This is a genomic window from uncultured Microbacterium sp. (assembly GCF_945952435.1).
In the GTDB taxonomy this organism is placed as follows: domain Bacteria; phylum Actinomycetota; class Actinomycetes; order Actinomycetales; family Microbacteriaceae; genus Microbacterium.
Map to the genome: position 1 here is coordinate 1 of NZ_CAMFHZ010000011.1, position 26,474 is coordinate 26,474.

A 26,474-nucleotide genomic window follows, 5' to 3' on the forward strand; every position below is an offset into this window, starting at 1 on the left:
CACCGCCGGACTTCCTTTACCAGAAAGGCCACCCAACGATGGGTGGCCTTTCTGCGTTAACATGCATTTGCGGAAGGAGTCATTTCATGGCTGATGATGAGGAGCGCCGCCGCGCGCGCAAGAGCGCAGGTTCGCAGGGGCCGCGACGCTACGTCGACGGAGATCGCTCTCCCCGTTCCTTCCGTTCGGACGGTGGTTCGTCGGGTGGCGATCGGAGCCGCCGCGACGGTGACCGGCCCTTCCGCACCAACGACGATCGCCCTCGCCGTGACGCGGGCCGTCCCTCTCGCGGGACGGACGACCGTCCCCGTCGTGACGGCGACCGTCCCTACCGTGGCGCAGATGAGCGTGCGCGTCGTGACGCCGATCGCCCCTACCGTGGCAGTGACGACCGTCCGCGTCGTGACGGGGGAACCCCCGCTCGGCAGGGAAGCGGTGATCGTCGGTACCGTGGCAGTGACGACCGTCCCCGTCGTGACGGCGATCGCCCCTACCGCGGCGGTGCGTCTGATCGTGTCGGTCGTGAGCGTGATCGGCCTTATCGGGGCGGTAGTTCCGATGGTCCGCGTCGTGAGGGTGACCGTCCGTACCGCGGCTCGGACGATCGTCCGCGTCGTGAGGGCGATCGTCCGTACCGCGGCTCAGACGACCGTCCGCGTCGCGACGGTGATCGCCCGCACCGCGGGACGACGGACCGTCCGCGTCGTGAGGGTGACCGTCCGTATCGCGGCTCAGACGACCGTCCGCGTCGCGACGGCGACCGTCCGTACCGCGGCTCAGACGACCGTCCGCGTCGTGACGGCGATCGCCCGTACCGCGGGACGACCGATCGACCGCGTCGCGACGGCGACCGTCCGTACCGCGGCGCAGATGAGCGTTCGCGTCGGGAAGGGGATCGCCCCTACCGCGGGAACTCCGATCGTCCGCGGCGAGACGGGGATCGGGCCTTCCGTGAGCGTGACGACAGGCCGCGTCGCACGCAGTACGCGAGTGACCGTCCCCGGGATCCTGAGATCCCCGGGGACGTCACGGCGCGCGATCTTCACCCGTCCGCACGCAACGAGCTCAAGACCCTGAGCAAGGAGAACGCCGAGCAGGTGGCGCGACACCTCGCGATGGCCGCGCGCCTCATCGAAGAGGACCCGGAGCTCGCCCATCAGCACGCTCTCGCGGCTTCGCGCCGTGCGGGACGTGTCGCCGTCGTGCGGGAGTCGGTCGCGATCACCGCCTACGCGATGGGCGATTTCGCGCTCGCGTTGCGGGAGCTGCGCACCTACCGGCGCATTTCCGGCAACGACGATCAGATCGCGCTCATCGTCGACAGCGAGCGCGGCATGGGGCGCCCGGACAAGGCCTTGGAGGAGGCGCGCACGGTCGATCGCGCGGCTCTGCCGACCGCGACCCGGGTGGCTCTCGCGATCGCGATGTCCGGTGCCCGCCTGGACCGCGGAGAGACCGAACTGGCTCTCGGCGAGCTCGAGATCCCCGAGCTCGACCCGGACGTGGCGTTCGACTGGAGTCCCGCGCTGTTCTCCGCGCGCGCCGCGGTCCTCGAGGACCTCGGCCGCAGCGAGGAGGCGGAGTTCTGGCAGGAGCGCGCTGAGGTCGCCTCGGCCGCGCTGGGCCACGGCGAGGACGACGAGATCGTGATCGAGGACGTGTTCGAGGACCTCCCCGATGACGAGCGCGGCGATGCCGCCGACGACGATGCCGACGCCGATGCTGTGGACGACGGCGCGCCCGACACCACGCCGGAGACCGGCGCACCCGACGACGACGCCGGGGCCGACGCTGCGGACGACGGCGCGCCCGACGCCCCCGCGCCGGAGACCGGATCGCCCGAGGCAGCGGATACGGGCGACGGCTCGGAAGGCCCGTCCGCGGGCGAGGAGCCGACATCGTCGCAGGAGTCCGCGGAGTGAGTCTGTTCTCCCGGGAGAAGCGCACTCCGCTCACCGGCGTCGACGTGGTCCTCGCCGACCTCGACGGCGTCGTCTACGCGGGACCGGGACCGTTGCCCTACGCGATCGAGAGCCTGCAGCGGGTCGAACGTACGCTCCGCACGGGGTACATCACCAACAATGCTTCGCGCACGGACGCGTCCGTCGCCGCGCACCTCACAGAGCTGGGGCTGACCGTCGCGCCGGATCAGGTTGTGACCAGTCCGCAAGCCGCGATGCGCTTGCTCGTCGAGCGCGTTCCCGCAGGGTCCACGATCCTCGTCGTCGGCGGCGAGGGGTTGGTCGACGAGGTCGTCAAGGCGGGCTTCTCGGTGACGCGCAGCGCAGACGATGCGCCGGCCGCGGTCGTCCAGGGCTTCGCTCCCGACGTCGCCTGGACCGACCTCGCCGAGGCGGCGTTCGCGCTCAAAGTCCCCGAGGACGAGGGCGGGATCCCGTGGATCGCGACCAACAACGACTGGACGATTCCGCAGGCGCGGGGCATCGCACCGGGAAACGGAACGCTCGTCTCCGCCGTGCACACCGCGGTCGGTCGGCTGGCGACGGTCGCGGGCAAGCCCGAGACTCCGATCTTCCGGGAGGCGATCGCCCGCTTCGCGGCCACGCACCCGCTGTTCATCGGCGATCGTCTCGACACCGACATCGCCGGTGCGTCCCGAGCCGGCATCGCGTCCGCGCTGGTGCTCACGGGGATCGACCGGCCGAAGCATCTGCTCGCCGCTCCTGAGGGGTCGCGACCGACCTACATCCTCGGCGATCTGCGGGAACTGCACGAGCCGTACCCCGAGACCCGGATCCGGGGCGACGTGACCTCCGTGCGCGGCGCGTCCGTGCTCGTCGACGGACCCGACATCACGATCCTCAGCGAGGGTGATCGGCCGATCGATCTCGTGCGTGCGGGCGCGGAGGCGATCTGGCGCACGGGGCGGCAGATCTTCGGCTTCCGTGTGCCGGAACGGCTCTACGCCGATCCGTTCCACCGTCCCTGAGGACAGGAGCCGTAGGCTGGACCGGTGAGCGACAACGAGCACGCCGATGGCCTGTGGAGCCGGCTCCGCCTGATCGAAGGGCAGCCGCTCGATCAGCGCGCCGCCGCCTATTCGGCTCTGCACGACGACCTCGCGCGACGGCTGGAGAGCGCGCCGCGCGACACCGCAACGCCGCGCGCGGGTTCCGATCTCTGATGGCGCCCCGACTCGACGCCGCGCTCGCCGAACGAGGGCTGGCGCGCTCCCGCACCCACGCCGCCCGGCTGATCGCCGATGGTCTCGTCTCGGTCAACGGCCAGCCGGTCGTCAAGGCATCGTGGAAGGTGGAGGACGCCGATGCGATCGACGTCGCCGTCACCGACCACTACGTGAGCCGGGGCGCGCACAAGCTGATCGCCGCGCTCAACGCGTTCGGGATCGATCCGGACGGCCTGATCGCGCTGGACATGGGGGCGTCGACCGGAGGGTTCACGCAGGTGCTGCGCGAGCGAGGAGCCCGTCGCGTGCTCGCGGTCGACGTCGGACACGATCAGCTCGCCCCCTCGGTCCGCGAGGATCCCGCGGTGACCGTCGTCGAGGGGTTCAACGTACGGGACATGGACGCGGAGGCGCTCGCGGCGGCGACCGGCGAAGCGGAGCGACCCGCGCTCGTCGTGGGCGACCTCTCGTTCATCTCGCTGGCGCTCGTGCTCCCCGCGGTCGCCGCAACGGCCGCGGAGGACGCCGATGTCGTGCTGCTGATCAAACCGCAGTTCGAGGTCGGGCGCACGGCCGTCCGGGGCGGCCTGGTCACGAACCCCGCCGTGCGCGCCGACGCGGTCGCCCGCACGCTCTGGAGCGCCTGGGACCAGGGCTTCGGGGTTCTGGGGCTGATCCCCTCCCCGCTGCTCGGAATCCACGGCAATGCCGAGTTCCTCGTGCACATCGCCCGTGGACGAGGGAGCAATCCGACAGAATGGTTGAGCACGATCGACCGGTTGACAGGAGGCCGATGAACGCCCGCAGGATCCTCGTCGTCGCGCACGCCCGTCGCGAAGACACGGTGCACGCCGCGCATCGCGTGGTCGCCGCGCTCCGTGCCGCCGGGGCGGTCCCCGTCCTGTCCGCGTCGGATCGTGCCGAGCTCGCTGCCGAGGACGAGGTGTTCTCCGATATCCAGGTCCTCGGCACCGACGTTCCGGTCGAGGACGTGGAACTGGCCATCGTGCTGGGCGGCGACGGCACGATCCTGCGCGCTGCCGAGCTCGTCCGTGAGGGGACCGCGCCCATCCTCGGCATCAACATGGGGCACGTGGGGTTCCTCGCCGAGATCGAACGCGACGACATGGACGCCGCGGTCGCCCGCGTGATCGACCGGGACTATGCGGTCGAGGAGCGGATGGCGCTCTCGATCCGGGTCAAGGACTCCCAGGGCCACGTGCTCTACAGCACGTGGGCGCTCAACGAGGCGACGGTCGAGAAGGCGAGTCGCGAGCGGATGATCGAGGTCGTGCTCGAGATCGACGGGCGCCCGCTCACGAGCTTCGGTTGCGACGGCATGGTCGTCTCCACGCCCACAGGGGCCACGGCGTACAACTTCTCCGCGGGCGGGCCGGTGATCTGGCCGGGCGTCGAAGCGATCGCCGTCGTCCCGCTCTCCGCGCACGCCCTGTTCGCGCGGCCGCTCGTCGTCGCGCCCGGCGCCCCGGTAGCGATCGAACTTCTCGACCGCAACGACGCGACCGCCATCCTCTGGTGCGACGGTCGGCGGTCGTTCGAGCTGCCGCGTGGCGCCCGTGTGGTGGTGCGGCGGTCCTCACGCCCTGTGCTGCTCGCTCGGCTGCACCCCAGCGTGTTCACGGATCGACTGGTGCGCAAGTTCCACCTGCCGGTCGCCGGATGGCGGGGGTCCGACCAGTGATCGAGGAGATGCGTCTGCGCGATCTCGGAGTGATCGCCGAGGCCGTGCTGCCGATCGGCCCTGGATTCACGGCCATCACGGGGGAGACGGGGGCGGGCAAGACCATGGTCGTGACCGGCCTCGGTCTGCTCCTCGGCGCCCGTGCCGATTCCGGCGCGGTCCGCGCGGGGGCAGCGCAGGCGTCGGTCGCCGGCGTGTGGATCGTGCCGAGCGAGGGACCCGTCGCCGACACCGTCGCGGACGCCGGCGGGGAGCTCGAACCCTACGACGACGGCCGTGGCGAGCTCTACGTCTCCCGGACGCTCACGTCGGAGGGGCGCAGCAGGGCGAGCGTCGGCGGTCGCGCGGCGCCGGCCGGAGTCCTGGCCGGACTCGCGGATGAGCTGGTCGTCGTGCACGGCCAGTCCGAGCAGCTGCGACTCCGCTCCGCCGCCGCGCAGCGAGACGCGCTGGACCGTTTCGGCGGCGCACCGGTCACCGCCGCCCGTGCGACGTACGAGGCCGCCTGGGAGCAGTGGCGGGCTCTCGCCGCGCAGCTCGACGAGATCGCGGGCAATCAGGACAGACGTCGCGCGGAGGCCGACGAGCTGCGGACGGCGTTGGCGCTCATCGAGGCGACGGATCCCCAGCCGGGCGAGGACGATGCCCTCGCGGAGCGTGCCGAGCGGCTCGCCAACGCGGAGGAGCTGCGCCAGGCCGCGGCGCTCGCCCGAGCCGCGTTCTCCGACGAGGACGGCGCGGTCGATGTCTCGACGCTCGTGGGGGAGGCCCGTCGTGCGCTGGAGCGGGCGGGAGATCCCGAGCTGACGCCGATCGCCGAGGCCGTGGCCGAGCTGGGCTATCGCGCCGCCGACATCGCGGTGCAGCTGAGCGGCTATCTCGCCGACCTCGACGAGTCCGGGCCACATGAGCTCGCGGCCGTGGAGGAGCGCCGCGCCGCCCTGGCCGCCCTCGTCCGTGCGCACGGCACCCTGGACGCTGCACTGGAGCTCTGGAACACCGGATCCACCCGGCTCGCCGAACTCGACGACGACACCGACCACCTCGAGCGCCTCGCGGTCGAGCGGGACGCGGCGCGCCTCCGGCTCGACGAGGCGGCCGCGGCGCTGAGCACCCTGCGGCTCGACGCGGCCGCGCGGCTCGGTGCCGCGGTGACCGAGGAGCTGCACGCCCTCGCCATGCCCGACGCGCGCCTGGTCGTCGCCGTCACGGAAGGGGCGGAGAGCGCGCACGGCCGTGACGACGTCGCGATCCTGCTGGCCCCGCACCCGGGGGCGGATCCGCGATCCGTCGCGAAGGGAGCATCCGGCGGCGAGCTCTCCCGGGTCATGCTCGCGATCGAGGTGGTGATCGCGGGAACCGACCCCGTGCCGACCTTCGTGTTCGACGAGGTCGATGCCGGGATCGGGGGTGCGGCCGCGATCGAGGTCGGGCGGCGCCTCGCGCGCCTCGCGCGCAACTCGCAGGTGATCGCCGTCACCCACCTCGCGCAGGTCGCCGCGTTCGCGAACAACCACCTCAGCGTGGTCAAGCAGAACGACGGGCAGGTGACGGCGTCGAGCGTGCGTCGGCTCGACGGCGCGGAGCGCGAAGCGGAGATGGCACGGCTTCTGTCCGGACTCGCCGATTCCGACGCCGCGCTCGAACATGCCAGGGAACTGCTCGCTCTCGGCGACGTGATCGGCTGATAGGATTAAAGCCCGTGATGGAGACTTCAACCGCGCGGACAGACAACGACACCACCAAGCACATCTTCGTGACGGGCGGTGTCGTTTCGTCGTTGGGGAAGGGGCTCACGGCCGCCAGCCTGGGCAATCTCCTGACCGCCCGCGGGCTGCGCGTCGTGATGCAGAAGCTCGACCCGTACCTGAACGTCGATCCGGGCACGATGAACCCGTTCCAGCACGGTGAGGTCTTCGTCACGGACGACGGTGCGGAGACGGACCTCGACATCGGCCACTACGAGCGCTTCCTCGACATCGAGCTCTCCCAGGCCGCGAACGTCACCACCGGCCAGATCTACTCGCAGGTCATCGCCAAGGAGCGCCGCGGCGAGTACCTCGGCGACACTGTGCAGGTCATCCCTCACATCACCGACGAGATCAAGCGCCGCATGCGGCTGCAGGCCGACGAGACCCCGCGGCCCGACGTCATCATCACCGAGATCGGCGGCACGGTCGGCGACATCGAGTCGCAGCCCTTCATCGAGTCCGCCCGCCAGATCCGGCACGAGCTCGGCCGCAAGAACGTGTTCTTCGTGCACGTGTCGCTCGTGCCGTTCATGGGCGCGTCCGGCGAGCAGAAGACGAAGCCGACGCAGCACTCGGTCGCGACCCTGCGCTCGATCGGCATCCAGCCGGACGCCCTCGTGCTCCGCAGCGACCGTCCCGTCACCGAGTCCAACAAGCGCAAGATCGCGCTCATGTGCGACGTCGACGAGGACGCGGTCGTGAACGCGGTCGACGTGCCGAGCATCTACGACATTCCCACGATGCTGCACGATCAGGGTCTCGACGACTACATCGTGGACGCGCTCGGCATCGCCCAGGCCGCCGACGTGGACTGGACCCGGTGGCAGAAGGTGCTGCAGGCCGTGCACAACCCGAAGCACGAGGTCACGATCGGACTCGTCGGCAAGTACATCGACCTTCCCGACGCGTACCTGTCCGTGACCGAGGCGCTCAAGGCGGGCGGGTTCGGCCACGAGGTCGCGGTCAAGATCCGGTGGATCCCGTCCGACTCCTGCGAGACGCCGGAAGGGGCCGCCAAGGCGCTCGCCGACGTCGACGGCATCTGCGTGCCCGGAGGATTCGGCATCCGCGGCATCGAGGGCAAGCTCGGCGCCCTCCGCTTCGCACGCGAGCAGGGCATCCCCACGCTCGGCCTGTGCCTCGGTCTGCAGTGCATGGTCATCGAGTACGCCCGCGACGTCGCGGGGATCGAGGGGGCGTCGTCCAGCGAGTTCGACCCCGACACCGCCGAGCCCGTCATCGCGACGATGGCCGAGCAGGTCGAGATCCTCGACGGCGGCGACCTGGGCGGAACCATGCGTCTCGGCCTCTACAAGGCGGCGCTCGCCGAGGGATCCCTCGCCGCCGAGCTCTACGGCGCCGCCGAGGCCTCGGAGCGCCACCGTCACCGCTACGAGGTGAACAACGCCTACCGCACCCGCCTCGCCGAGGCCGGGCTGCGCTTCTCCGGCCTGAACCCCGAGCTCGACCTCGTCGAGTACGTCGAGCTGCCGCGCGATGTCCATCCGTTCTACATCGCCACGCAGGCGCACCCGGAGCTGCGGTCGCGCCCGACCGAGCCGCACCCGCTGTTCCGCGGCCTGATCGGTGCCGCGATCGAACGGCATCGTGCCAGCGAGCTGTTCGACGACGAGGCCTGAGCCGTGGCGGAGCTGCGCGACGAGGCGTTCTCGCCGGAGATCGTCTCCCGCGAGACGGCCTATCGCGGAGCCATCTGGGACGTGCTCGAGGATCGCGTCCGCTACGGCGAGGGCGAGATCGTACGCCAGTACATCGAGCATCCCGGCGCGGTCGCCGTGGTCGCGCTCGACGCGGAAGGGCGCGTCCTGCTCATCCAGCAGTACCGTCATCCGATCCGTCATCGCGACTGGGAGCTTCCGGCGGGACTTCTCGACGTGGTGGGGGAGGACCCGCTCGACGCGGCGCGGCGCGAGCTCGCCGAGGAGGCGGATCTCGTCGCCTCGGCGTGGGAGCCGCTCGTGTCGATCTGGAGCACCCCGGGCAGCAACTCCGAGCTCATCCACCTCTATCTCGCGAGCGGGCTGAGCGCGGCGCCCGAGGCGTTCGCGCGCGAAGACGAGGAGGCCGACATCCGCACGTCCTGGATCCCGCTCGCCGAGGCCGCCGACGCCGTCCTCGCCGGCCGGTTGCGCAACGGGATCCTGGCGACGGGCGTCCTCGCCGCGGAGCGCCTTCTCCGGCGGGACTGACGTGCGGCTCGACCGCGCCCTCGACGCGTACCTGCGGCACGTGACGATCGAGCGCGGTCTCGCCGACCACACGCTCGCCGCGTACCGACGGGATCTCGACGGCTACCTCGCCTGGCTCCAGGCCCGGGGGATCGACGACACCGCGGAGATCACCGCGGAGACGGTCGCCGCCTTCGCCGCGGAGCGCGCGTCGGCGGAGCCGCCCCCGGCGGCATCGAGCCTGGCGCGGCTGCAGTCGTCGGTGCGCGGCTGGCATCGCTTCCTCGCGAGGGAGGGGATCGCCTCGGTGGATCCGAGCGCGCGGCTGCGTCCGCCCCGGCAACCGCAGCGGCTCCCGAAGGCGCTCACGATCGACCAGGTCGAGCGGCTGCTCTCCGCGCCGTCCGCGGATGATCCGATCGGGATCCGCGACCGCGCGCTGCTCGAACTGCTCTATGCGACGGGCGCGCGCGTTTCGGAGGCGATCTCCCTCGACGTCGACGATCTCGCCCACGGGGACTTGCTCCGCCTGCGAGGCAAGGGGTCGAAGGAGAGGATCGTGCCGGTCGGGTCTTACGCGAGGGCGGCCATCGAGGCCTACCTCACCCGGGTGCGTCCGGCGCTCGCCGCCCGGGGGAAGTCTTCCGCGAAGCTCTTCCTGGGCGCACGGGGAGCGCCTCTGAGCCGGCAGAGTGCCTGGCTCGTGATCCGAGCAGCCGCGCAGAGCGCGCAGATCACGGCCGATGTCTCCCCGCACACCCTGCGGCATTCCTTCGCGACTCACCTGCTCCAGGGCGGCGCGGACGTGCGCGTCGTCCAGGAGCTGCTGGGGCACGCCTCCGTCGCGACGACGCAGATCTACACGCACGTCTCGGTCGATGCGCTCCGCGACGTCTACGTCACCGCGCACCCCCGTGCGCGATGAATCCCAGGGGTGAGAAGTGATCGGGGTGCAGTGGCACCCCGAGACCGACGACGATCCCGCGCTGTTCGACGGTTTGGTCCGTGCGGCGCGTGAGCACGTCCGAGGGCGGGGGCACGGCTAGACTCGACCGAGCACGACGAAGCAGGAGAACTGGTGGCGAAGAAGACGACGGACGACACCCCGATCGGCCCGACCGGACGTCCCTATCAGGGCTTCCCCATCCCGGCCCCTCTGAAGGCGCACGGACCCGCCCGCATCATCGCGCTGTGCAATCAGAAGGGCGGCGTCGGCAAGACGACCACCTCGATCAACCTCGCCGCCTCGCTCGCCGAGTACGGCCGCAAGGTGCTCGCCGTCGACTTCGACCCGCAGGGCGCGCTCTCCGCGGGGCTCGGCATCCCCACGCACGACATCCCGACGGTCTACGACCTGCTGCTCGACACCAAGCGTGACGTGCACGAGGCGATCGTGCACACGGGCGTCGAGGGACTGGATTTGATCCCGGCGAACATCGACCTGTCCGCGGCCGAGGTGCACCTCGTCAACGAGGTCGCACGCGAGACCATCCTCTCGCGCGTCCTGCGCCAGGTGTCCGGGGAGTACGACGTCATCCTCATCGACTGCCAGCCCTCGCTGGGCCTGCTCACCGTGAACGCCCTCACCGCGGCGCACGGCGTGCTGATCCCGCTCGAGTGCGAGTTCTTCGCCCTGCGCGGAGTGGCGCTGCTCATCGAGACCATCGACAAGGTGCGCGACCGGCTCAACCCGTCGATCACCCTCGACGGTCTGCTCGCGACGATGTACGACGCCAGGACGCTGCACTCCCGGGAGGTCCTGGAGCGCGTCGTGGAGGCCTTCGGGGACGACGTGCTGGAGACGGTGATCGGACGGACGGTGAAGTTCCCCGACGCCTCCGTCTCGGGCGTGCCGATCACCGAGTTCGCGCCGGAGCACCCCGCCGCGCAGGCCTACCTGCGTCTTGCCCGGGAGCTGGTCGCCCGTGGCGCCGTCGCCTGAGACGGATCCCGCGATCGCGGATCCCGCGACGGGGCCCGCCGAAGGGTTCCGGGTGTCGCTCGCGAACTTCGACGGTCCGTTCGATCTGCTGCTCACGCTCATCTCGAAGCACGAGATGGACATCACGGAGGTGTCGCTGAGCAAGGTCACCAACGAGTTCATCGCGTATCTGCGCGCCGACACGGATCTCGACGAGACCAGCGAGTTCCTCGTCGTCGCGGCGACGCTGCTCGACATGAAGGTGGCGGGCCTGCTTCCGCAGGGCGAGCTGGTCGATGCGGAGTCGGTCGCGCTGCTCGAGGCGAGGGACCTGCTCTTCGCCCGGCTCCTGCAGTACCGGGCGTTCAAAGAGGTCTCGGCGTGGTTCGCGCGGAGCCTGCAGCGCGAGGACCGAAGGCATGCCCGCGCCGTGCGGCTCGACGAGCGACATCGTGCGCGCACCCCCGAGCTCGTGTGGACGCTCAGCGCCGCCGACTTCGGCACCCTGGCGCTGCTCGCGTTCGCGCCCAAGGAGATCCCCTCCGTGGGGCTCGACCACCTGCACGCGCCGCTCGTGAGCATCCGCGAGCAGGCCGCGGTCGTCGTGGCCCTGCTCCGCAGCGCGGAGTCGGTGACGTTCCGGGAGCTCGTCGCGGGGACGACCGAGCCGGGCGTCGTGGTCGCCCGCTTCCTCTCCGTGCTCGAGCTGTACCGGCACGCGGCTCTCTCCTTCGAGCAGCTCGAACCGCTCGGCGAGCTGACGCTGCGCTGGTCGGCGGAGCACTGGTCCGATGACATGCTGGCGACGTTGGGAGCCGACTATGACCGCTGACGAGGCGACGCCAGAGAGCCCGCTGACCGAGCGTCTCGAGGCGATCCTGCTCATCGTCGAGGAGCCGCACAGCCTCGTCTCGCTGGCCGCGGCGGTCGGATCGCCCGTGCCCGCCGTGCGTCAGGCGATCGCCCAGCTCGTCGACGACTACGACGGGCGGGGTACCGGGCCCCGCCGCGGCTTCGAGCTGCGCGAGGTCGGCGGCGGATGGCGGCTGTACGTGCGTGAGGACCACGACGACCTCGTCGCGGACTTCGTCGGAGGGCAGGCGCCCGCACGGCTGTCGCAGGCCGCACTGGAGACGCTCGCCGTCATCGCGTACAAGCAGCCCGTCACGCGCAGCCAGGTCGCGTCGATCCGTGCCGTGAACGTCGACTCGGTGGTGCGCACCCTCGTCGGCCGCGGCCTCATCACGGAGCTGTTCCAGGACGCGGAGACCGGTGCTATCAACTACGGCACGACCGATCTGCTCCTGCAGAACCTCGGCATCAACTCGCTCGACGAGCTGCCGCCGATCTCCCCGCTGCTCGACGACGGCGCCGATGGATTCGAGGAGAGGGCCTGAGATGACCGAACCAGAGGGCGTGCGCCTGCAGAAGGTGCTCGCGAACGCCGGGGTGGCGTCGCGCCGCGTGATCGAGCAGTACATCGTGGAGGGACGGATCCGCGTGAACGGATCCGTGGTCACCGAGCTCGGCCGCCGCATCGACCCCGAGAAGGACCTCGTCGACGTGGACGGCATCGCGGTGCAGCTGGACACCGGCAAGCGCTACGTCATGCTGAACAAGCCGACCGGCGTCGTCAGCTCGATGAAGGACGAGAAGGGTCGCCCCGACCTCCGACGCTTCACGAAGGACTACGAGGAGCGCCTCTACAACGTAGGCCGCCTCGACGCCGAGACGAGCGGGCTGCTCATCCTCACCAACGACGGCGATCTCGCCCACGTGCTCGCCCACCCCTCGTTCGGGGTCACGAAGGTCTACATCGCGAAGGTCACGGGACGCGTCACTCCGCAGACCATCGCGACGCTCACGAAGGGCATCGAGCTGGAGGACGGCGTCATCCGCGCGGACAAGGCGCGTCTGCTCGACTCCTCGGGCGGATCCAGCCTCGTCGAGCTGACGCTGCACTCCGGACGCAATCGCATCGTTCGGCGCATGCTCGCCGCCGTCGGGCATCCCGTGACGGAGCTCGTGCGGCGCCAGTTCGGTCCGCTGCACCTGGGAACGCTCCCCGCGGGCAAGAGCCGGGAACTGACTAAAATCGAACTCGGCGCGTTGTTGACTCTCGCGCGCGAGGAGAACGAGTGAGCGACAGCACGAGGACGCCGTCCGACCGCGCCGCGCGCCTGTCCGGAACCGTCCGGATCGTCGGCGCCGGCCTCCTCGGCGCGTCCATCGGGCATGCGCTCACGGCCAAGGGCGTGGACGTCGCCCTCGTCGACGCCTCGCCCGCTCAGCTGCGCCTCGCGGTCGACTACGGAGCCGGACGGCCCGCCGCCCCCGGCGACGCGCCGTCGCTCGTCGTCGTCGCCGTGCCGCCGGACGTGACCGCCGACGTCGTGGAGGCCGAGCTCGCCGCGTTCCCGGATGCCGTCGTCACCGACGTCGCGAGCGTCAAACTCGAACCGCTCAGGGCGCTCCGTGCGCGCGGGGTCGATCTGACCCGGTACATCGGCTCGCACCCGCTCGCCGGGCGCGAGCGCGGGGGAGCGATCTCGGCCAGGGCCGACATCTTCATCGGCCGTCCCTGGGTGGTCTGCCGAGACGAGGAGACCAGGGCCGCCGACCTCGCGCTCGTCGAGGACCTCGCGCTGGACCTCGAGGCGATGCCGCTGGAGATGACGCCCGAGGAGCACGACCGTGCGGTCGCGCTCACCTCCCACGTGCCCCAGGTCGTCGCGAGCCTGCTCGCCGCCCGCCTCGCGGAAGCGGACGACGGGTTGCTGCGCCTCGCCGGTCAGGGCGTGCGGGACACGACCCGCATCGCCGCGAGCGCACCCGAGCTGTGGGTGCAGATCCTCGACGCGAACGCGGCCCCCGTGGTCGACGTGCTCGACGCGCTCGCCGCGGACCTCGCTCAGGTCGCCGATGCGCTGCGGGATCCGGAGCGGGCGGGATCCCGTCGCACGGTCGCCGAGGCGATCCGCCACGGCAACGAGGGCGTCGAGCGCCTTCCCGGCAAGCATGGCCAGAACCGGCGCTTCGAGCAGTTCGTCGTCATGGTCGACGACACGTCCGGCCAGCTGGGACGTCTGTTCGGCGAGCTCGGCGAGCTCGCTGTGAACGTGGAGGACCTGCGACTGGAGCATTCGCCCGGCGCGCAGTTCGGACTCGCGGAGATCAGCGTGGCCCCGGCCGCCCTGCGCGGAGCCGTGGAAGGACTGGAGGCCAGAGGATGGCGGATCGCGAGCATGCCCGATGACTGACGCGTCGAACGCCGCAGGCCCGGGGCCGTTCATCGTCGCGATCGACGGACCTGCCGGATCCGGGAAGTCCAGCATCTCGAAGGCCGTCGCCCGACGCCTCGGCTACGGCTTCCTGGACACCGGTGCGGCCTATCGTGCCCTCGCCTGGCACGTCCTGGACCGAGGCGACGACACGGGCGACGAGGGCTCCGTTCTCTCCGCGGCAGCGGACTTCCCCTTTGCCCAGGGGCTCGATCCGGACGACCGCACCGTGCAGGTCGGTGCGACCGACGTGACCGCGGCCATCCGCGAGCCCCGGGTCTCGGGCGCCGTGAGCGGCGTCGCGCGCGTCCCCGCGGTGCGCCGTCAGGTCAACGACGCCTTCCGGCGCATCGTCGCCGCGTCCGACTATCCGGCGGTGGTCGTCGAGGGGCGCGACATCACGACCGTCGTCGCCCCGGACGCGCCGGTGCGGATCCTGCTGACGGCGTCGCCCGAAGTGCGCGCCGGCAGGAGGGCCGCGGAGCTCGACGCCGAGGACGCGACCGCGGTCGCCGCCGCGTTGCATCGACGCGACGCCTCCGACAGCGCCGTGGTGGACTTCCTCACCGCGGCACCCGGAGTGGAGGTGGTGGATTCGTCCGACCTCGACTTCGACCAGACCATCGACGCCGTGATCGCGGTGATCGACCGACGCGCGCCCGGCGTGCAGCGAGGAGCCGACCATGGCTGACGAAGAGTACGAAGGCGGCGAGGACCGTCTCGCGGAGAAGCTCGACGCGATGGACGAGGAACTCGTCGAATCGCGCGCCGCGACGCTGCGCGCGGGACTCGAGGACTACGACCTGGACGAGGAGGACGCCGAGCTGCTCGCCGGTCTCGTCGCGGGCGAGGACGGCATCGAGTTCCTTCCGGCGCTGCCGGTCGTCGCGATCGTCGGCCGTCCGAACGTCGGCAAGTCGGCGCTCGTGAACAGGATCCTCGGTCGCCGCGAGGCGGTCGTCGAAGACACCCCTGGCGTCACCCGCGACCGCGTGACCTACAAGGCGGAGTGGAACGACCGCCGGTTCTCCCTCGTCGACACCGGAGGGTGGGAGCCCGACGCGAAGGGCATCGACCGGTCGGTCGCCGCGCAGGCGGAGGTCGCGATCGACCTCGCCGACGTCGTGCTGTTCGTCGTCGACGCGATGGTGGGAGCGACCTCGACCGACGAGCACGTCGTGCGCCTGCTGCGCAAGAGCGGAAAGCCGGTGTTCCTCGTCGCGAACAAGATCGACGACGCACGGCAGGAGCCCGAGGCCGCCGCGCTGTGGAACCTCGGCCTCGGCGAGCCGCACCCCGTCTCCGCGATCCACGGCCGCGGAGTGGCGGATCTGCTCGACGCGATCATGGCCACGCTGCCGGAGGTCTCGGCCGTCGCGAAGGCCGAGATCGGCGGCCCGCGACGGGTCGCGATCCTCGGCCGTCCGAACGTGGGCAAGTCCTCCCTGCTGAACAAGGCGGCGGGGGAGGAGCGCGTGGTCGTCAACGACCTCGCCGGCACGACCCGTGATCCCGTGGACGAGATCGTGGAACTCGGCGGCAAGCTCTGGCGTTTCGTCGACACGGCCGGCATCCGCCGGAGGGTGCACCTGCAGCAGGGAGCCGACTTCTACGCGTCGCTGCGCACCTCGGCCGCGCTGGAGAAAGCCGAGGTCGCGGTCGTCGTCCTCGACGTGAGCCAGCCCATCAGCGTGCAGGACCTGAACATCATCGACCTCGTCCTCGAGTCGGGGCGGGCGCTCGTGCTCGCGTTCAACAAGTGGGACCGTCTCTTCGACGACGACATGGAGAACCAGGACCGTCGGCGCTACCTCGAGCGGGAGATCGAACAGGATCTGGCGCACGTCGCCTGGGCGCCGCGCGTGAACATCTCGGCGAAGACGGGGCGACACCTGGACAAGCTCGTCCCCGCGCTGGAGACCGCGCTGGAGAACTGGGATCGCCGGATTTCGACGGGCAAGTTCAACGCTTTCCTCTCCGAGCTGGTCGCGGCGCACCCGCACCCGCTGCGGGGCGGCAAGCAGCCGCGCATCCTGTTCGGCACGCAGGCGTCCACGCGTCCGCCGACCTTCGTGTTGTTCACGACCGGTTTCCTCGATCCGGGCTACCGCCGCTTCATCCAGCGCCGGCTGCGCGAGCTCTACGATTTCGAGGGCACGCCGATCGTGATCAACATGAGGGTGCGCGAGCGGCGCCAGCGCTGAGGCTCTGTCGATGAGCGGACCCGAGAACGGCGACGCCTGGGTCGAGTCCTCGACCGGGGAGCGGTACTGGGGGCGCTTCGGCGCCGCCGGGCTGCTCGCGTACGATCCGGCGCGCGGCGTGCTCCTGCAGCACCGCGTCGCGTGGAGCCACCACGGCGGCACGTGGGCGCTTCCCGGGGGCGCGCGGCACGGCGGCGAGTCCGCCCGCCAGGGCGCCTTGCGGGAGGCGCACGAGGAGGCCGGCGTTGCGGACGATGCGGTGCGCGTGCGGTTCGAGAGCGTTCGGGATCTCGGGGTGTGGAGCTACACGACGGTCGTCGCCGATGTGGTCGTTCCGTTCGAGCCGGTCATCAGCGACCCGGAGAGCCTCGCGCTGGAGTGGGTCCCCGTCGACGAGGTCGCCGAGCGGCCGCTGCACCCCGGATTCGCGGAGGCCTGGCCGGAGCTCCGCGCCCTGCTGGACGTACGGCTCGTCGTCGTGGTCGACGCCGCGAACGTCGTCGGTTCCGTGCCGGACGGGTGGTGGAAGGACCGCGCAGGGGCGACCGCTCGACTGCGGGACCGCCTCGCCGCCTGGATCCGCGAGGGCGTCGAGGGATCGCGCGTGGCCCTGAGCGCCACGCGCTGCTATCCGCAGGTCCTGCTCGTCGTCGAGGGGCAGGCGAAGAAGGTCGCCGACCCGGAGGACGCGGCCGATGCCGCGTGCCCCCTGCGCATCGTGCGCGCGGGGGGAGAGGGTGACGACACGATCGTCGAGGTCGTGCACACGCAGCTGGCCGCGGCGGATCGCGTCATCGCGATCACGAGCGACCGGGGCCTGATCGCGCGGATCGACGCCCTCACGGGGCCGGACGGAATCCGGGCGAAGGTCCGCTCGTCGCGCTGGCTCCGGGATCAGCTCGACTCCGACTCCTGAGAGCCCTCTCGTGGACCCTCCGCGCCGGTCCCGGATGCCCCTCACGTCCCTCTCGGGCGGGGGCAACGGGCTGCCCGCGCGTCCCTCTCGGGTGGGATCGCGTCGGCCTGCCCTCGCCGGGGCGGATCAGTCTCCGTCTCGCCCCCGCAGCCGGTCGATCTCCCGCCTCTCGCGCTTCGTCGGTCGCCCCGCACCGCGGTCGCGCTGCCCGGCGAGGGCGACCGGATCGCGCGGCGGGGTCCGATCCTCGGCCGCGAGGGCGGCGATCGGAGCGCCGACCCGCTTGACGAGCGTGTGCCGGACCACGAGGATCCGATCGAAACCGGAGATCCGGATGCGGAGCTCGTCGCCGATCGTCACCGTCTGCGCGGCCTTCACCTTGTCGCCGTTGAGTCGTACGTGCCCGGCGCGGCAGGCCGTCGTCGCCGCGGAGCGGGTCTTGAAGGCGCGCACGGCCCAGAGCCAGCTGTCGATGCGGACCGGGCGGTCGATCCAGGGCTCGGCGGTCACGCGAGCCCGAGCCGGACCAGCGGACGCCCGCTCCGGAGCACACCCGCGGGCTCGAATCCGGCGGCCAAAAAGGTCGAGAGCGCCCCGTGGAAGAGCTCATTGGAGGAGACCTTTCCGGCGGAGGTGTCGACCGGATATCCCTCCACGACCCGAGCGCCCGAGGCTCGGGCGTAGTCGACGGCCGCGCCCAGCAGCACGCCGTTCACGCCCTGACGGCGCTGATCGCGTCGTACGGAGAAGCAGGTGACGGCCCAGACCGCGTCGTCGTCCAGGGGCTCCTCCGTGGCCGCCACGATCGCGCGCGTGTGCGCGAGTCGTTTCTGGGCGGGGCGTGGCCCGATCCGGATCCAGCCGGCGGCCTCGCCGTCGACGTAGGCGACAAGGCCGGGCGGCGGGCCCGTCTGGATCTCGTGCCGCAGGATCTCGACGCGCTCGTCCTTGGTCGTCTCGTTCCAGTCCTTGTTGCGCAGGATCGGCCAGACGCACTGGCACGAGGCGCCGTCGCCCCCGCCGGTGAGCGCCCGCTGCACGTCTTCCCATTCCGCGGGCGTCGCCGCCTTCGTCGTGATGGTGGTCATAGGGGAACCCTATGGGGTGCCCCGGACATCGGGGGGCGATACGGAGGGCGATGCGGCGAGGCCGGGGGATGAGACGTACGGGGCGGAGATTGTGGATCCGGGCTGAGCTGTGATCGCGATCTCGACGCCGCGCCCGGCCGACCCGGTTTCGTGGACGGCTCGCAATGCGGTTAGGATGGGGGAGTTGCCCGCGCTCCGGTGCGGTCGTCCACGGGCTGTGGCGCAGCTTGGTAGCGCACTTGACTGGGGGTCAAGGGGTCGCAGGTTCAAATCCTGTCAGCCCGACCATTTGATGGATGTTCAAACCTTTGGACTGAGTAAGCCGGTACAGGTCTGAAGAGGAGCCTTCCGCGAGATCGCGGGAGGCTCTCTTCGTTTTCGTGGGCGTGTGGGTTTGAGTGCTGAGCTGATTGTGCGTGCGCCAGTCATGTAGGACTTCATTGAGTTCGGTGCGCTGTGAATCGATCGTGACGTCGCGATCGGTGACACGGACATCCAATCGGCTGAAGAACGCGGAGAGAAGTTCGCGGCGGACGTTGTCGGGCAGTTGCTTGTAGAGCGCGCCCGGTTCTTCGAGCAGGTCGACGAAGGCGTACGCCTTGTCGACGCCCCTCTGGATGCGCTCGACGGTTCGGGTGAGCCTCTCGGTGATCGCACCTTTCTGGAGCGTGACGTACTCGAGGCGCTGGCGAAGCTTCTGGAGCTGAACCCGGTCTTGTGGACACCTGATCTGAGCGGCGAGAGTCGTTCGTGAAGGAGTCATCATGCCTGCAGCTCACCCGGTGGAGTTTCGTCGGAGGGCGGTCGCGCTTGTGCGGTCGAAGGAGAAGCCGGTCGCGCAGCTCGCGGCCGATCTGGGGATCAGTGAGTCGTGTCTGCGCTGGTGGATGAAGATCGCAGATGTTGACGAGGGCGTCCAGGAAGGCGTGACCTCTGACGAGCGCGCCGAGCTGGTCCGGTTGCGGCGCGAGAATCGTGTGCAGGCTGCGGAGATCGAGATCCTGCGTCAGGCGTCGGCGTATTTCGCGCGGGAGGTGGTTGGCCCAAAAGGGTCTTCCCGGTGATCGATCGCCTCGTCGCCACTGGGATCGACGCGGCCCTTGCCTGCCGGGTGTTGCGAGTCTCGCGGTCCGGTTTCTATGCATGGAAGAGCCGCCCTCCCTCGAAACGAGCACGGGCCGACGAGGAGCTGACCGTCACGATCGTCCGCATCCATCGGGACTCCCGAACCAGCTACGGAGCCCGACGGGTGCATGCGGAGCTGCGGCTCGGGCTGCAGATCCGATGCGGAAAGAAGCGGGTGGCTCGGCTGATGCGCCTGGCCGGGATCGCGGGGATCAGTCACCGCCGCAAACGCGGGAAGAATCGCCCGTTGCCAGCACCGCACGAGGATCTCGTGAAACGCCAGTTCGTCGCGGACGGCCCGGACAAGCTCTGGGTCACGGACATCACGGAACATCCGACGAGGACCGGGAAGGTCTCTTGCGCGGCCGTCGTGGACGTGTTCTCTCGCCGCGTGGTCGGATGGGCGATCGCCGACCACATCCGCGCAGAGCTCGTTGGTGACGCCCTCGACATGGCGCGGTGGCGGCGGAAACCGGAGCCGGGAACCGTGGTGCATTCGGACCGCGGATCTCAATACACGTCGTGGGTGTTCGGTCATCGACTGCGCCAGGCGGGGCTGCTCGGATCGATGGGCAGAGTCGCGTCCAGTGTCGACAACAGCCTCATGGAATCGTTCTGGTCGACGATGCAACGCGAGCTTCTCGACCAGCACGCCTGGCAGAGCCGTGACGAACTCGGGCAGGCGATCTTCGAATGGACCGAGGCCTGGTACAACCCGCGACGCCGCCATTCTGGCATCGGCGACGTCTCACCACTCGAGTCCGAGAACATCCATCACGCCGCTATCGCGGCATAATTCAACATACAATCCGTGTCCACCGAACCGGGTTCAGCTCCTATTGCCCTCTCCCGAGTTGTGCGGTCGCAGGGCGAGAACCCCGCCGTGTGCTGAGCCGTCAGATGCGGATGTACGCAGCGCCTTCGAACTGGGCTTCGGTGAGGGCGACGGCGGCGGAGGGGATGACCTCGATTCCCGCCCCCAGTGAGGCGGTGTCGATGCCGCGGCGTCCGAGGCCGATCGCGCAGGCCTCGACGCCCGGCAGCGCCTGGCCCTCGCGCAGTCCGTCGAGGGCGGCGCCGTTGACGATCACGCGCACCTCAGCGCCGGGGAACGCCTCGCGCAGCGACTGCGCGGTGGCGACGGCACGATCGAGGTCGGTCGGGTCGTCGCTGACGTGCACCACGACCCGGCGGGAGCCGTCCGTGCTCATCGTCCGAACAACTTCGCGAAGAAGCCGGTGCCCGTCTCGCCCTGATGGCCCTGGCAGCGTTGCGACGACGGCACGCCGCGCATGACCTGGTCGACGTGCTGACCGCATCCGGACCAGGTGGTCTTGCCGCACTTTCGGCAGGTGACGGCGTAACACATGGGGGTTCTCCTTCGTTGGGTGCTCAGGCGAGCATGAGGAAGAGCTTCTCGAGCTCTTCGGTGGTCAGGCCCTGTTCGTCACGGGCGGCATCCGGGTCGGCGATGCAGTCCTTCATTGCGGTTGCGACGATCGCGAAGCCGGCGCGGTCGAGCGCGCTCGACACGGCCGAGAGCTGGGTCACGACCTCACGGCACGAGCGTTCGTTCTCGACCGCCGCGATGACGGCGTCGAGCTGGCCGCGTGCGCGGCGCAGACGGTTCACGATGCGCTTGTGCGCCTCGGCGTCGGTCGTGCTCATGGGGGCCTTCTTTCAGGGTCGGGAGCGTATGTCGATGGGCTGGCGTGCCTCGTCGTAGCCGAGCGTATTCGCAGGCGTCTGGGCATCCCGGCGCACGAGCAACTGCGTCGGGCACCAGCCGGTCACCGCGCCGATCGTGAGGAACGTCGCGCACACGCTGGCGGGGATGGCGCACCAAGGCTGGTCGAGCGAGCTCAGCGAGAACGCTCCGAGGAAGACCGCGGCGAGGGCCATCAGCACGCGCTCCGACCTGCTGCGCGAGCAGGATGCCGCAGCAAGCCTACGCATCCGCGAGCACCTCGTGCCGCTCGAGCACCTCGGCCTGGCGCTCGCCGAGCCAGGCACGCAGCGTCAGCATGCCGCCCGACAGCGAGGCGGAGTCGAAGCCCGCCTGGGCCACGACCCGGTGGGCGATCGCCGACCGCACGCCCGACTGGCACATGACGCGCACCGGCCGACCCGCCGCGGCCTCGCGCACCTCGTCGAGGCGCTCCCGCAGCTCGGTGTGCGGGATGTTGAGCGAGCCCGGGACGGCACCGGTGGCGTACTCGGCCCGCGTGCGCACATCGAGGATCAGCGCGTTCTCCCGTGCCGACTCGAGCTCCTCCGGGTACCAGAGCCGCAGCGTGCCGGTCAGCACATTCTCGCCCACCATGCCGGTGAGGTTGACCGGGTCCTTAGCCTGCCCGTAGGGCGGGGAGTAGGCAAGGTCCAGGTCGATGAGGTCGTCGACGCGCAGGCCCGCGCGGATCGCGGTCGCCAGCACGTCGATGCGCTTGTCGACGCCTTCGGTGCCGACCGCCTGTGCGCCCAGCAGCAGGCCGTCGGCGGTGCGGATCTGCACGACGAGGTGCACCTGGGCGGCGCCGGGGAAGTAGCCCGCGTGCTGGTTCGGGTGCAGATGCAGGGTGCGGTAGTCGATGCCCGCGGCATCGAGCGCTACGCGGTTGGCTCCGGTGAGGGCGGCGGTGAGCTCGCCGACCCGCACGATCGCCGTGCCGACCGGGTGCGGCACGGCCCGGGCGTCGTCGGGGCGCAGGATGTCGTCGGCGATCAGGCGACCCGCGCGGTTCGCCGGCCCCGCGAGGGCGACCGGGCGACGCACGCTGGTGACGGCGTCGACCGAGACGGTCGCATCCCCCGCGGCCCACACCCCCGGAACGGAGGTGCGGCCGTGCGCGTCCACGATGATCGCGCCGCGCTCGCAGGCGATGCCGGCGGCCTCGAAGGGCGCCGTGTCGGGACGCACGCCGACCGAGAGCAGGACGATGTCGGCCGCAAGCCGGGTGCCGTCGGCGAGTACGACTGTGTCGGCGTCGGCCGCGTGCTCGACGCTGGCGGCGGCGATCCCGGTGCGAACCTCGATTCCGTGCTCGCCGAGCTCCTGCGTGATCAGCCACGCCAGCTCCGTCTCGAGCGGGGGCAGCGGATGCGGGGCGAGCTCGACGACCGAGACCGCCAGGCCTCGTCGGGCCAGCGCCTCGGCGGCCTCGATCCCGATGAAGCCGGCGCCGAGCACGACGGCTCGCCGGGCTCCCCCGAGCACTTCGTCGCGGAGAGCAACGGCATCCTCCACGGTGCGCAGCGTTCGCACACGCGGCGAGTCGAGACCCGGCAGCGGCGGGCGCAGGGCCGAGGCGCCCGGCGAGAGCACGAGCGCGTCGTAGGACAGCTCGTGGGCACCGTCGTCCGCCGACTGCACCGACACGGTCTTCGCGGTCGTGTCGAGGGCGGTGACCTCGCTGCGGGTGCGCACGTCGAGGGCGAGAGCCGCCCGCAGCGACGCAGGCGTCTGCACCAGCAGCGACCGCTCCTCGGTGATCTCACCGCCGACGAAGTAGGGCAGACCGCAGTTCGCGAACGACACGTGGGTGCCGCGTTCGAGCACGACGATCTCGGCGCTCTCGTCGAGCCGGCGGGCCCGGGCGGCGCAGCTCATGCCTCCGGCGACCCCGCCGACGATCACGATCCTCATCGCGCGACCTCCTGCTCCGCCTTCTGTGCGGCGACCTGTGCGCGCACGGCATCCATGTCCAGGCCCCGCACGCCCGCGATCAGTTGGTCGAGCTGCGGTGCGCCGAGAGCGCCGGGTTGCGAGAAGACCAGCACACCCTCGCGGAACACCATGAGCGTCGGGATCGAGGAGATGTGGAAGGCAGTCGAGAGCTCGCGCTGACCCTCGGTGTCGACCTTGCCGAACACGATGTCGCGATGCTGCTCGGACGCCTTCTCGAAGATGGGAGCGAACATCCGGCACGGGCCGCACCACGCGGCCCAGAAGTCGAGGAACACGATGTCGTTCTGATCGACGACGTCGTGGAATCCCTGGATGGTGATCTCTCGGGTGGCCATGTCGGGCCTTTCGTTGCGGGTCGTCAGTCGACGACGGTGAGTCCAGTCGCGGTCGCGGCGTCGGAGATGCCGCCCGCGTCATGGACGGAGGTGAAGCCGACCTGCTCCATCAGAGCGACCGCGCGGGAGGAACGGTTGCCGGACTGGCAGTAGACGACGTAGTCGGCCGTCGGGTCGAGTGCCGCGAGCTCAATCTCGAAGCCGGCGGCGCTGACGTCGAGGTTGACCGCGCCGTCGAGATGCCCGGCAGCGTACTCAGCGGGGGTGCGCACGTCGACGACGGTCGTCTGGGCCGTCACCTCGATCGTGGATGCCGCGGGCGCGCATGCCGTGACGGTCCCTGCTGCGAGCAGCAGCAGGGGGATCGCCAGCAGCAGGATGCCGCGTGTCCTTCTCACGCGACGCCCGCGTAATCGTGTCCCGGGCAACGGTCTCCCTCGGGCACACCCCACAGCGCCTCTTCGACGTGCTGGCCGCACCCGGTCCACGTCGCCTTGCCGCACTCTGCACATGTCACCTTGCTGCACATCTCGCACTCCTTGGACCATAAACCCCTGGGGGTATACACCAAGATACTCCCAGGGGTTTACTTCACGCAAGTTCGATTCGATGCTTCGACGCCGGAGAACGTGCCGGCGCACGAGACGCCTGCGCTGCTCCCGGAACACGCGCGACGCGAGACATGACGCAGTCTGAACTGTGCTGAAAGCATGCTCTCGCTACCGGCCCGTTGGCGGACGAAGCGTAATCCCAGTGGCGATGATCGCCACTCGCATGGTTTCTTGGTTCACGTCGAGATGCCTTGCGACTTGGGAGAGTGAAAGGCCGGACTCGTAGAGACGCGCCGCCTCGGTCACCTGATCGAGCGTCAACGACTGGCGGCGAACGACGATTCGAGCATCCCGAAGTATTCGGAGGATGGTGGACTTGGCGACACCGAAGTCAGCCGCCAGCGCAGTGGAAGTCGCTCCATCCTTGTAGCGCGCGACGACAACCGCCTGATCTTCGTCGCTCAGTCGGTTCCACCCACGCTTCACGCGGGGTTGGAGACTTCGCGCAGGATCCCCGATCGCCCCCGAAATCTCGCGGATCTGGGCGGCCGTAACAGAGGTCGATGATTTATTGGAACAGAGGTAGACAATGTCGACCACATTGAGGCTCGGAATCACGGGGACGTCGCGCGGTTCCGGGCCTCTGTCGTATCCGCCGTAGTGCCGTGGTTGTGCGCTCGTTATGCAGTTGCTCGCGGAACGAGCGCTGAAGCGCCCTCCGCACCACGTCGAGCGGCATCGCCGATCAGGTGTGTGTAGATGCCGCTCGTGACCGAGATCGACGAGTGGCCGAGTCGCTTTGACACGAGTGCGATGTAGGCACCGCTCGCGAGCGTCAGCGACGCGTGCATGTGTCGCAGCCCGTGCGGCGTCATCGCGGGCAGCGCGACGTCACGACGCAGCGAGTCGAACAGGCGCGTCACGTAAGCGGGTGACCGCGGCGCCCGGAGTCCGAGGCCAGTAACGGCTCGATCCGCTCCCACTGCTCGCCCGTAAAGACCCGATACCTCGAACCCCTTGACGTCACCCAGCTAGAATCCCGCGAGCCCAACTGGACAGGGGCGACATTCCCTAGATCCTTTCGAGCCTTCCCGGAATGTCCCATGCTGCTGCCAGCCTTGAAGGAGTGAGCGGCTCCGCGGCTCCGAAGAAGTCGCAGAACTTCATCAGGAGAGGGTTCCAGAGAGCCGGATCGACGTAGTCCGTGCCCGGGACGATCAGGCTCGTATCGACATGTGATCTGAGGATATGCGCGTGGATTGCCCGCGCATTGCCGAAGTCGTGCATGTCGACGACCTTGCACTCCAGTTGGATCGGGCATTCGGCGACCATGTCGGCTGCGACGAGGTCCGCTGGTTCAGGTGTGAGGCCTGCCGCTTCGAACTTTCGGGGCTCGTACCTGTATCCCTTCTCGAGCTTATGAGGGCTGAGTTCTTCTTCTCCGGTGAGAAGCGCGAGCCGATCGACGTGGTGAACCAAGTCGGCAGAGGCCAGATTCAGGACGAGTTCGCCGGTCCGCGCTGCATTGGTGGTCGTGCGAGACGAGCGACTCATTCCGAGCATGGCGTCTGAATCGAGCCACCACGCCGAAGACATGGGGGCGATGTTGGTACTTCCGTCCGGATTCAGGGTCGAGATAAGAACGACGGGGGTTCCGTAGTAATGAACTTTGAGCGGTACGACCTTGTGCACGGGACCCATTGTTTCCTCTGGGACGGTGCCGTTCTGGCGGTTATCGGTCATCGCATCGAGCTGAAGTGTCGTCCAAGAGCCGGCCTCGCTGAGGATGGCGCAAAGAGTGACGCCGACGAGGACGGTGGTCGCGAGCGTGTTGTCCCGGCGAGCGGCTCTCGGCCGGATGGCCGACCGGTTCGCGCTGCAGCGCGCCCAACTGTTTGCGATCGCTCACCGCACATTGGGCGCGCCGTGGAGCGCCGACGCGGCTGCGGGACTCCGAGGTCGAGGTGTCGAGCGACGCCACCGCCGTGCGGCGTCCGCAGCGGGAACCGCTCAGGGCGCGCCGCTGCTGGCCGATCGCGTCCGGGGCGCCGGCGCGGTCGCCACCTCTCTCGCTGTGTACGTTCGAACGCTCGTGACGACGGCGTAATCAGTCGGCCCCTTCATCATCGCGGCCCGATGTGAGAACAATGGAGACATGACGATGCAGCCCCCGGAGAGTTTCCCGCCTCCTGCCGTGCCGTATGGCCTTGCGTCCCCTCAGGATTCTCGCAGTTCCGGCGCACGGACGGCGGACCTGGTCGTAACCATCATCCTGCTGATCGCAGGCGTCTTCGGATTCGCGATACTCGCGTTCGTGTCGCTCTTCCTCGCAATGATGTCCGACGGATGCATGGGCGGCACGTGCGACACCGGTCTCATGTCGATTGGTTGGTTGATCGCTCTGATCGCACCTCCCATCGTGTTCATCGCAACGGTCGTATGGACCATCGTCCGCCTTGTGCGTCGAAGGATCGCCTGGTGGCTTCCCCTCGCTGGCGGGATCCTCGCCGTGCTGATCTGGCTGGGCGGCGTCGCTCTCATGGACGCGGGCCTCACGCGGTGATGCCTCGGGGGTGCC

General features: G+C 69.9%; 34 protein-coding genes and 1 tRNA gene. 22 read left to right on the forward strand and 13 right to left on the reverse strand.

Going from position 1 to position 26,474, the window contains the following annotated elements; translation table 11 throughout:
* Positions 1-204: 204 nt before the first annotated feature.
* The 18 genes from Q0P88_RS07440 (at position 205) to Q0P88_RS07525 (ending at position 17,112) form a co-directional block, all read left to right on the forward strand.
* The gene (locus Q0P88_RS07440; protein WP_295012679.1) at positions 205-1,077 is read left to right on the forward strand and encodes a hypothetical protein; all 873 of its coding nucleotides are present in this window, start codon (positions 205-207) and stop codon (positions 1,075-1,077) included.
* A 20-nt stretch (positions 1,078-1,097) separates the two neighbouring features.
* A complete protein-coding gene (locus Q0P88_RS07445) occupies positions 1,098-1,922 on the forward strand; it encodes a hypothetical protein (RefSeq protein ID WP_295012681.1) in 825 nt (274 codons plus the stop codon).
* Complete coding sequence (locus tag Q0P88_RS07450; RefSeq protein WP_295012683.1) at positions 1,919-2,950, forward strand: HAD-IIA family hydrolase; 1,032 nt, start codon at positions 1,919-1,921, stop codon at positions 2,948-2,950. Before Q0P88_RS07445 ends, Q0P88_RS07450 begins: the two co-directional genes overlap by 4 nt.
* Positions 2,951-2,974: 24 nt before the next feature.
* Entirely contained in the window at positions 2,975-3,145 is a 171-nt protein-coding gene (locus Q0P88_RS07455) for a hypothetical protein (RefSeq protein ID WP_295012685.1), read from the forward strand.
* Entirely contained in the window at positions 3,145-3,945 is an 801-nt protein-coding gene (locus Q0P88_RS07460; protein WP_295012687.1) for a TlyA family RNA methyltransferase, read from the forward strand. The genes Q0P88_RS07455 and Q0P88_RS07460 overlap by 1 nt, the downstream gene beginning before the upstream one ends.
* Entirely contained in the window at positions 3,942-4,850 is a 909-nt protein-coding gene (locus Q0P88_RS07465; RefSeq protein ID WP_295012689.1) for an NAD kinase, read from the forward strand. Before Q0P88_RS07460 ends, Q0P88_RS07465 begins: the two co-directional genes overlap by 4 nt.
* A complete protein-coding gene (gene recN / locus Q0P88_RS07470) occupies positions 4,847-6,538 on the forward strand; it encodes a DNA repair protein RecN (protein ID WP_295012691.1) in 1,692 nt (563 codons plus the stop codon). Before Q0P88_RS07465 ends, recN begins: the two co-directional genes overlap by 4 nt.
* Positions 6,539-6,555: 17 nt before the next feature.
* Positions 6,556-8,241, forward strand: a complete 1,686-nt coding sequence (locus tag Q0P88_RS07475) for a CTP synthase (RefSeq protein WP_295012870.1) — start codon at positions 6,556-6,558, stop codon at positions 8,239-8,241.
* Positions 8,242-8,244: 3 nt separating this feature from the next.
* Positions 8,245-8,811, forward strand: coding sequence for an NUDIX hydrolase (locus tag Q0P88_RS07480; protein WP_295012693.1), 567 nt, complete (start codon positions 8,245-8,247; stop codon positions 8,809-8,811).
* 1 nt (position 8,812) lies between these two features.
* Positions 8,813-9,715 carry a site-specific tyrosine recombinase XerD gene (gene xerD / locus Q0P88_RS07485; protein WP_295012696.1) on the forward strand — a complete coding sequence of 301 codons (903 nt, stop codon included), beginning with the start codon at positions 8,813-8,815 and terminating at the stop codon, positions 9,713-9,715.
* Positions 9,716-9,868: 153 nt separating this feature from the next.
* On the forward strand, positions 9,869-10,732 hold the full coding sequence (locus Q0P88_RS07490; protein ID WP_295012698.1) for a ParA family protein: 864 nt from the start codon (positions 9,869-9,871) through the stop codon (positions 10,730-10,732).
* Positions 10,716-11,543 carry a ScpA family protein gene (locus Q0P88_RS07495; RefSeq protein WP_295012700.1) on the forward strand — a complete coding sequence of 276 codons (828 nt, stop codon included), beginning with the start codon at positions 10,716-10,718 and terminating at the stop codon, positions 11,541-11,543. The genes Q0P88_RS07490 and Q0P88_RS07495 overlap by 17 nt, the downstream gene beginning before the upstream one ends.
* On the forward strand, positions 11,533-12,108 hold the full coding sequence (gene scpB, locus Q0P88_RS07500) for an SMC-Scp complex subunit ScpB (protein WP_295012702.1): 576 nt from the start codon (positions 11,533-11,535) through the stop codon (positions 12,106-12,108). Before Q0P88_RS07495 ends, scpB begins: the two co-directional genes overlap by 11 nt.
* A gap of 1 nt (position 12,109) precedes the next feature.
* Complete coding sequence (locus Q0P88_RS07505) at positions 12,110-12,853, forward strand: pseudouridine synthase (RefSeq protein ID WP_295012703.1); 744 nt, start codon at positions 12,110-12,112, stop codon at positions 12,851-12,853.
* Positions 12,850-13,971 carry a prephenate dehydrogenase gene (locus tag Q0P88_RS07510; RefSeq protein WP_295012705.1) on the forward strand — a complete coding sequence of 374 codons (1,122 nt, stop codon included), beginning with the start codon at positions 12,850-12,852 and terminating at the stop codon, positions 13,969-13,971. The genes Q0P88_RS07505 and Q0P88_RS07510 overlap by 4 nt, the downstream gene beginning before the upstream one ends.
* On the forward strand, positions 13,964-14,683 hold the full coding sequence (gene cmk / locus Q0P88_RS07515; RefSeq protein WP_295012707.1) for a (d)CMP kinase: 720 nt from the start codon (positions 13,964-13,966) through the stop codon (positions 14,681-14,683). Before Q0P88_RS07510 ends, cmk begins: the two co-directional genes overlap by 8 nt.
* Positions 14,676-16,196, forward strand: a complete 1,521-nt coding sequence (der, locus tag Q0P88_RS07520) for a ribosome biogenesis GTPase Der (RefSeq protein ID WP_295012709.1) — start codon at positions 14,676-14,678, stop codon at positions 16,194-16,196. Before cmk ends, der begins: the two co-directional genes overlap by 8 nt.
* A 10-nt stretch (positions 16,197-16,206) precedes the next feature.
* Positions 16,207-17,112 carry an NUDIX hydrolase gene (locus Q0P88_RS07525; RefSeq protein WP_295012711.1) on the forward strand — a complete coding sequence of 302 codons (906 nt, stop codon included), beginning with the start codon at positions 16,207-16,209 and terminating at the stop codon, positions 17,110-17,112.
* Positions 17,113-17,238: 126 nt separating this feature from the next.
* Here the strand turns inward: Q0P88_RS07525 and Q0P88_RS07530 are convergent, their stop codons facing one another.
* Both Q0P88_RS07530 and Q0P88_RS07535 read right to left on the reverse strand, forming a co-directional pair.
* Complete coding sequence (locus Q0P88_RS07530; protein ID WP_295012871.1) at positions 17,239-17,604, reverse strand: RNA-binding S4 domain-containing protein; 366 nt, start codon at positions 17,602-17,604, stop codon at positions 17,239-17,241.
* A gap of 14 nt (positions 17,605-17,618) precedes the next feature.
* Positions 17,619-18,200 carry a GNAT family N-acetyltransferase gene (locus Q0P88_RS07535; RefSeq protein WP_295012713.1) on the reverse strand — a complete coding sequence of 194 codons (582 nt, stop codon included), beginning with the start codon at positions 18,198-18,200 and terminating at the stop codon, positions 17,619-17,621.
* 211 nt (positions 18,201-18,411) lie between these two features.
* On the opposite strand from Q0P88_RS07535, the gene Q0P88_RS07540 reads away from it, so the two are divergent.
* A tRNA-Pro gene (locus Q0P88_RS07540) sits at positions 18,412-18,488 on the forward strand.
* On the opposite strand, the gene Q0P88_RS07545 is transcribed toward Q0P88_RS07540, so the two are convergent.
* Complete coding sequence (locus Q0P88_RS07545) at positions 18,451-18,966, reverse strand: hypothetical protein (protein ID WP_295012715.1); 516 nt, start codon at positions 18,964-18,966, stop codon at positions 18,451-18,453. The genes Q0P88_RS07540 and Q0P88_RS07545 overlap by 38 nt on opposite strands.
* On the opposite strand from Q0P88_RS07545, the gene Q0P88_RS07550 reads away from it, so the two are divergent.
* Positions 18,965-19,264, forward strand: a complete 300-nt coding sequence (locus Q0P88_RS07550) for a transposase (protein ID WP_295012717.1) — start codon at positions 18,965-18,967, stop codon at positions 19,262-19,264. The two genes, Q0P88_RS07545 and Q0P88_RS07550, sit on opposite strands and share 2 nt — an antisense overlap.
* 47 nt (positions 19,265-19,311) lie before the next feature.
* Positions 19,312-20,121, forward strand: coding sequence for an IS3 family transposase (locus Q0P88_RS07555; RefSeq protein ID WP_295012872.1), 810 nt, complete (start codon positions 19,312-19,314; stop codon positions 20,119-20,121).
* Positions 20,122-20,221: 100 nt separating this feature from the next.
* Here the strand turns inward: Q0P88_RS07555 and Q0P88_RS07560 are convergent, their stop codons facing one another.
* The 10 genes from Q0P88_RS07560 to Q0P88_RS07605 form a co-directional block, all read right to left on the reverse strand.
* Positions 20,222-20,536, reverse strand: coding sequence for a hypothetical protein (locus Q0P88_RS07560; RefSeq protein WP_295012718.1), 315 nt, complete (start codon positions 20,534-20,536; stop codon positions 20,222-20,224).
* Complete coding sequence (locus Q0P88_RS07565; RefSeq protein ID WP_295012720.1) at positions 20,533-20,694, reverse strand: hypothetical protein; 162 nt, start codon at positions 20,692-20,694, stop codon at positions 20,533-20,535. The genes Q0P88_RS07560 and Q0P88_RS07565 overlap by 4 nt, the downstream gene beginning before the upstream one ends.
* 23 nt (positions 20,695-20,717) lie before the next feature.
* Positions 20,718-20,993, reverse strand: coding sequence for a metal-sensitive transcriptional regulator (locus tag Q0P88_RS07570; RefSeq protein WP_295012722.1), 276 nt, complete (start codon positions 20,991-20,993; stop codon positions 20,718-20,720).
* Positions 20,994-21,005: 12 nt separating this feature from the next.
* A complete protein-coding gene (locus tag Q0P88_RS07575) occupies positions 21,006-21,281 on the reverse strand; it encodes a YgaP-like transmembrane domain (RefSeq protein ID WP_295012724.1) in 276 nt (91 codons plus the stop codon).
* Positions 21,274-22,968, reverse strand: a complete 1,695-nt coding sequence (locus tag Q0P88_RS07580) for an FAD-dependent oxidoreductase (RefSeq protein WP_295012726.1) — start codon at positions 22,966-22,968, stop codon at positions 21,274-21,276. The genes Q0P88_RS07575 and Q0P88_RS07580 overlap by 8 nt, the downstream gene beginning before the upstream one ends.
* On the reverse strand, positions 22,965-23,345 hold the full coding sequence (gene trxA, locus Q0P88_RS07585) for a thioredoxin (protein WP_295012728.1): 381 nt from the start codon (positions 23,343-23,345) through the stop codon (positions 22,965-22,967). The genes Q0P88_RS07580 and trxA overlap by 4 nt, the downstream gene beginning before the upstream one ends.
* A gap of 23 nt (positions 23,346-23,368) precedes the next feature.
* Entirely contained in the window at positions 23,369-23,743 is a 375-nt protein-coding gene (locus Q0P88_RS07590; RefSeq protein WP_295012730.1) for a rhodanese-like domain-containing protein, read from the reverse strand.
* A 321-nt stretch (positions 23,744-24,064) separates the two neighbouring features.
* Entirely contained in the window at positions 24,065-24,496 is a 432-nt protein-coding gene (locus Q0P88_RS07595) for a helix-turn-helix domain-containing protein (RefSeq protein WP_295012732.1), read from the reverse strand.
* A gap of 80 nt (positions 24,497-24,576) precedes the next feature.
* Positions 24,577-24,819, reverse strand: coding sequence for a tyrosine-type recombinase/integrase (locus Q0P88_RS07600; RefSeq protein WP_295012734.1), 243 nt, complete (start codon positions 24,817-24,819; stop codon positions 24,577-24,579).
* A 148-nt stretch (positions 24,820-24,967) separates the two neighbouring features.
* On the reverse strand, positions 24,968-25,639 hold the full coding sequence (locus tag Q0P88_RS07605; protein WP_295012736.1) for a flavin reductase family protein: 672 nt from the start codon (positions 25,637-25,639) through the stop codon (positions 24,968-24,970).
* A 412-nt stretch (positions 25,640-26,051) separates the two neighbouring features.
* Between Q0P88_RS07605 and Q0P88_RS07610 the strand changes: the two genes are divergently transcribed.
* On the forward strand, positions 26,052-26,459 hold the full coding sequence (locus Q0P88_RS07610) for a DUF6264 family protein (protein WP_295012738.1): 408 nt from the start codon (positions 26,052-26,054) through the stop codon (positions 26,457-26,459).
* Positions 26,460-26,474 lie beyond the last annotated feature (15 nt).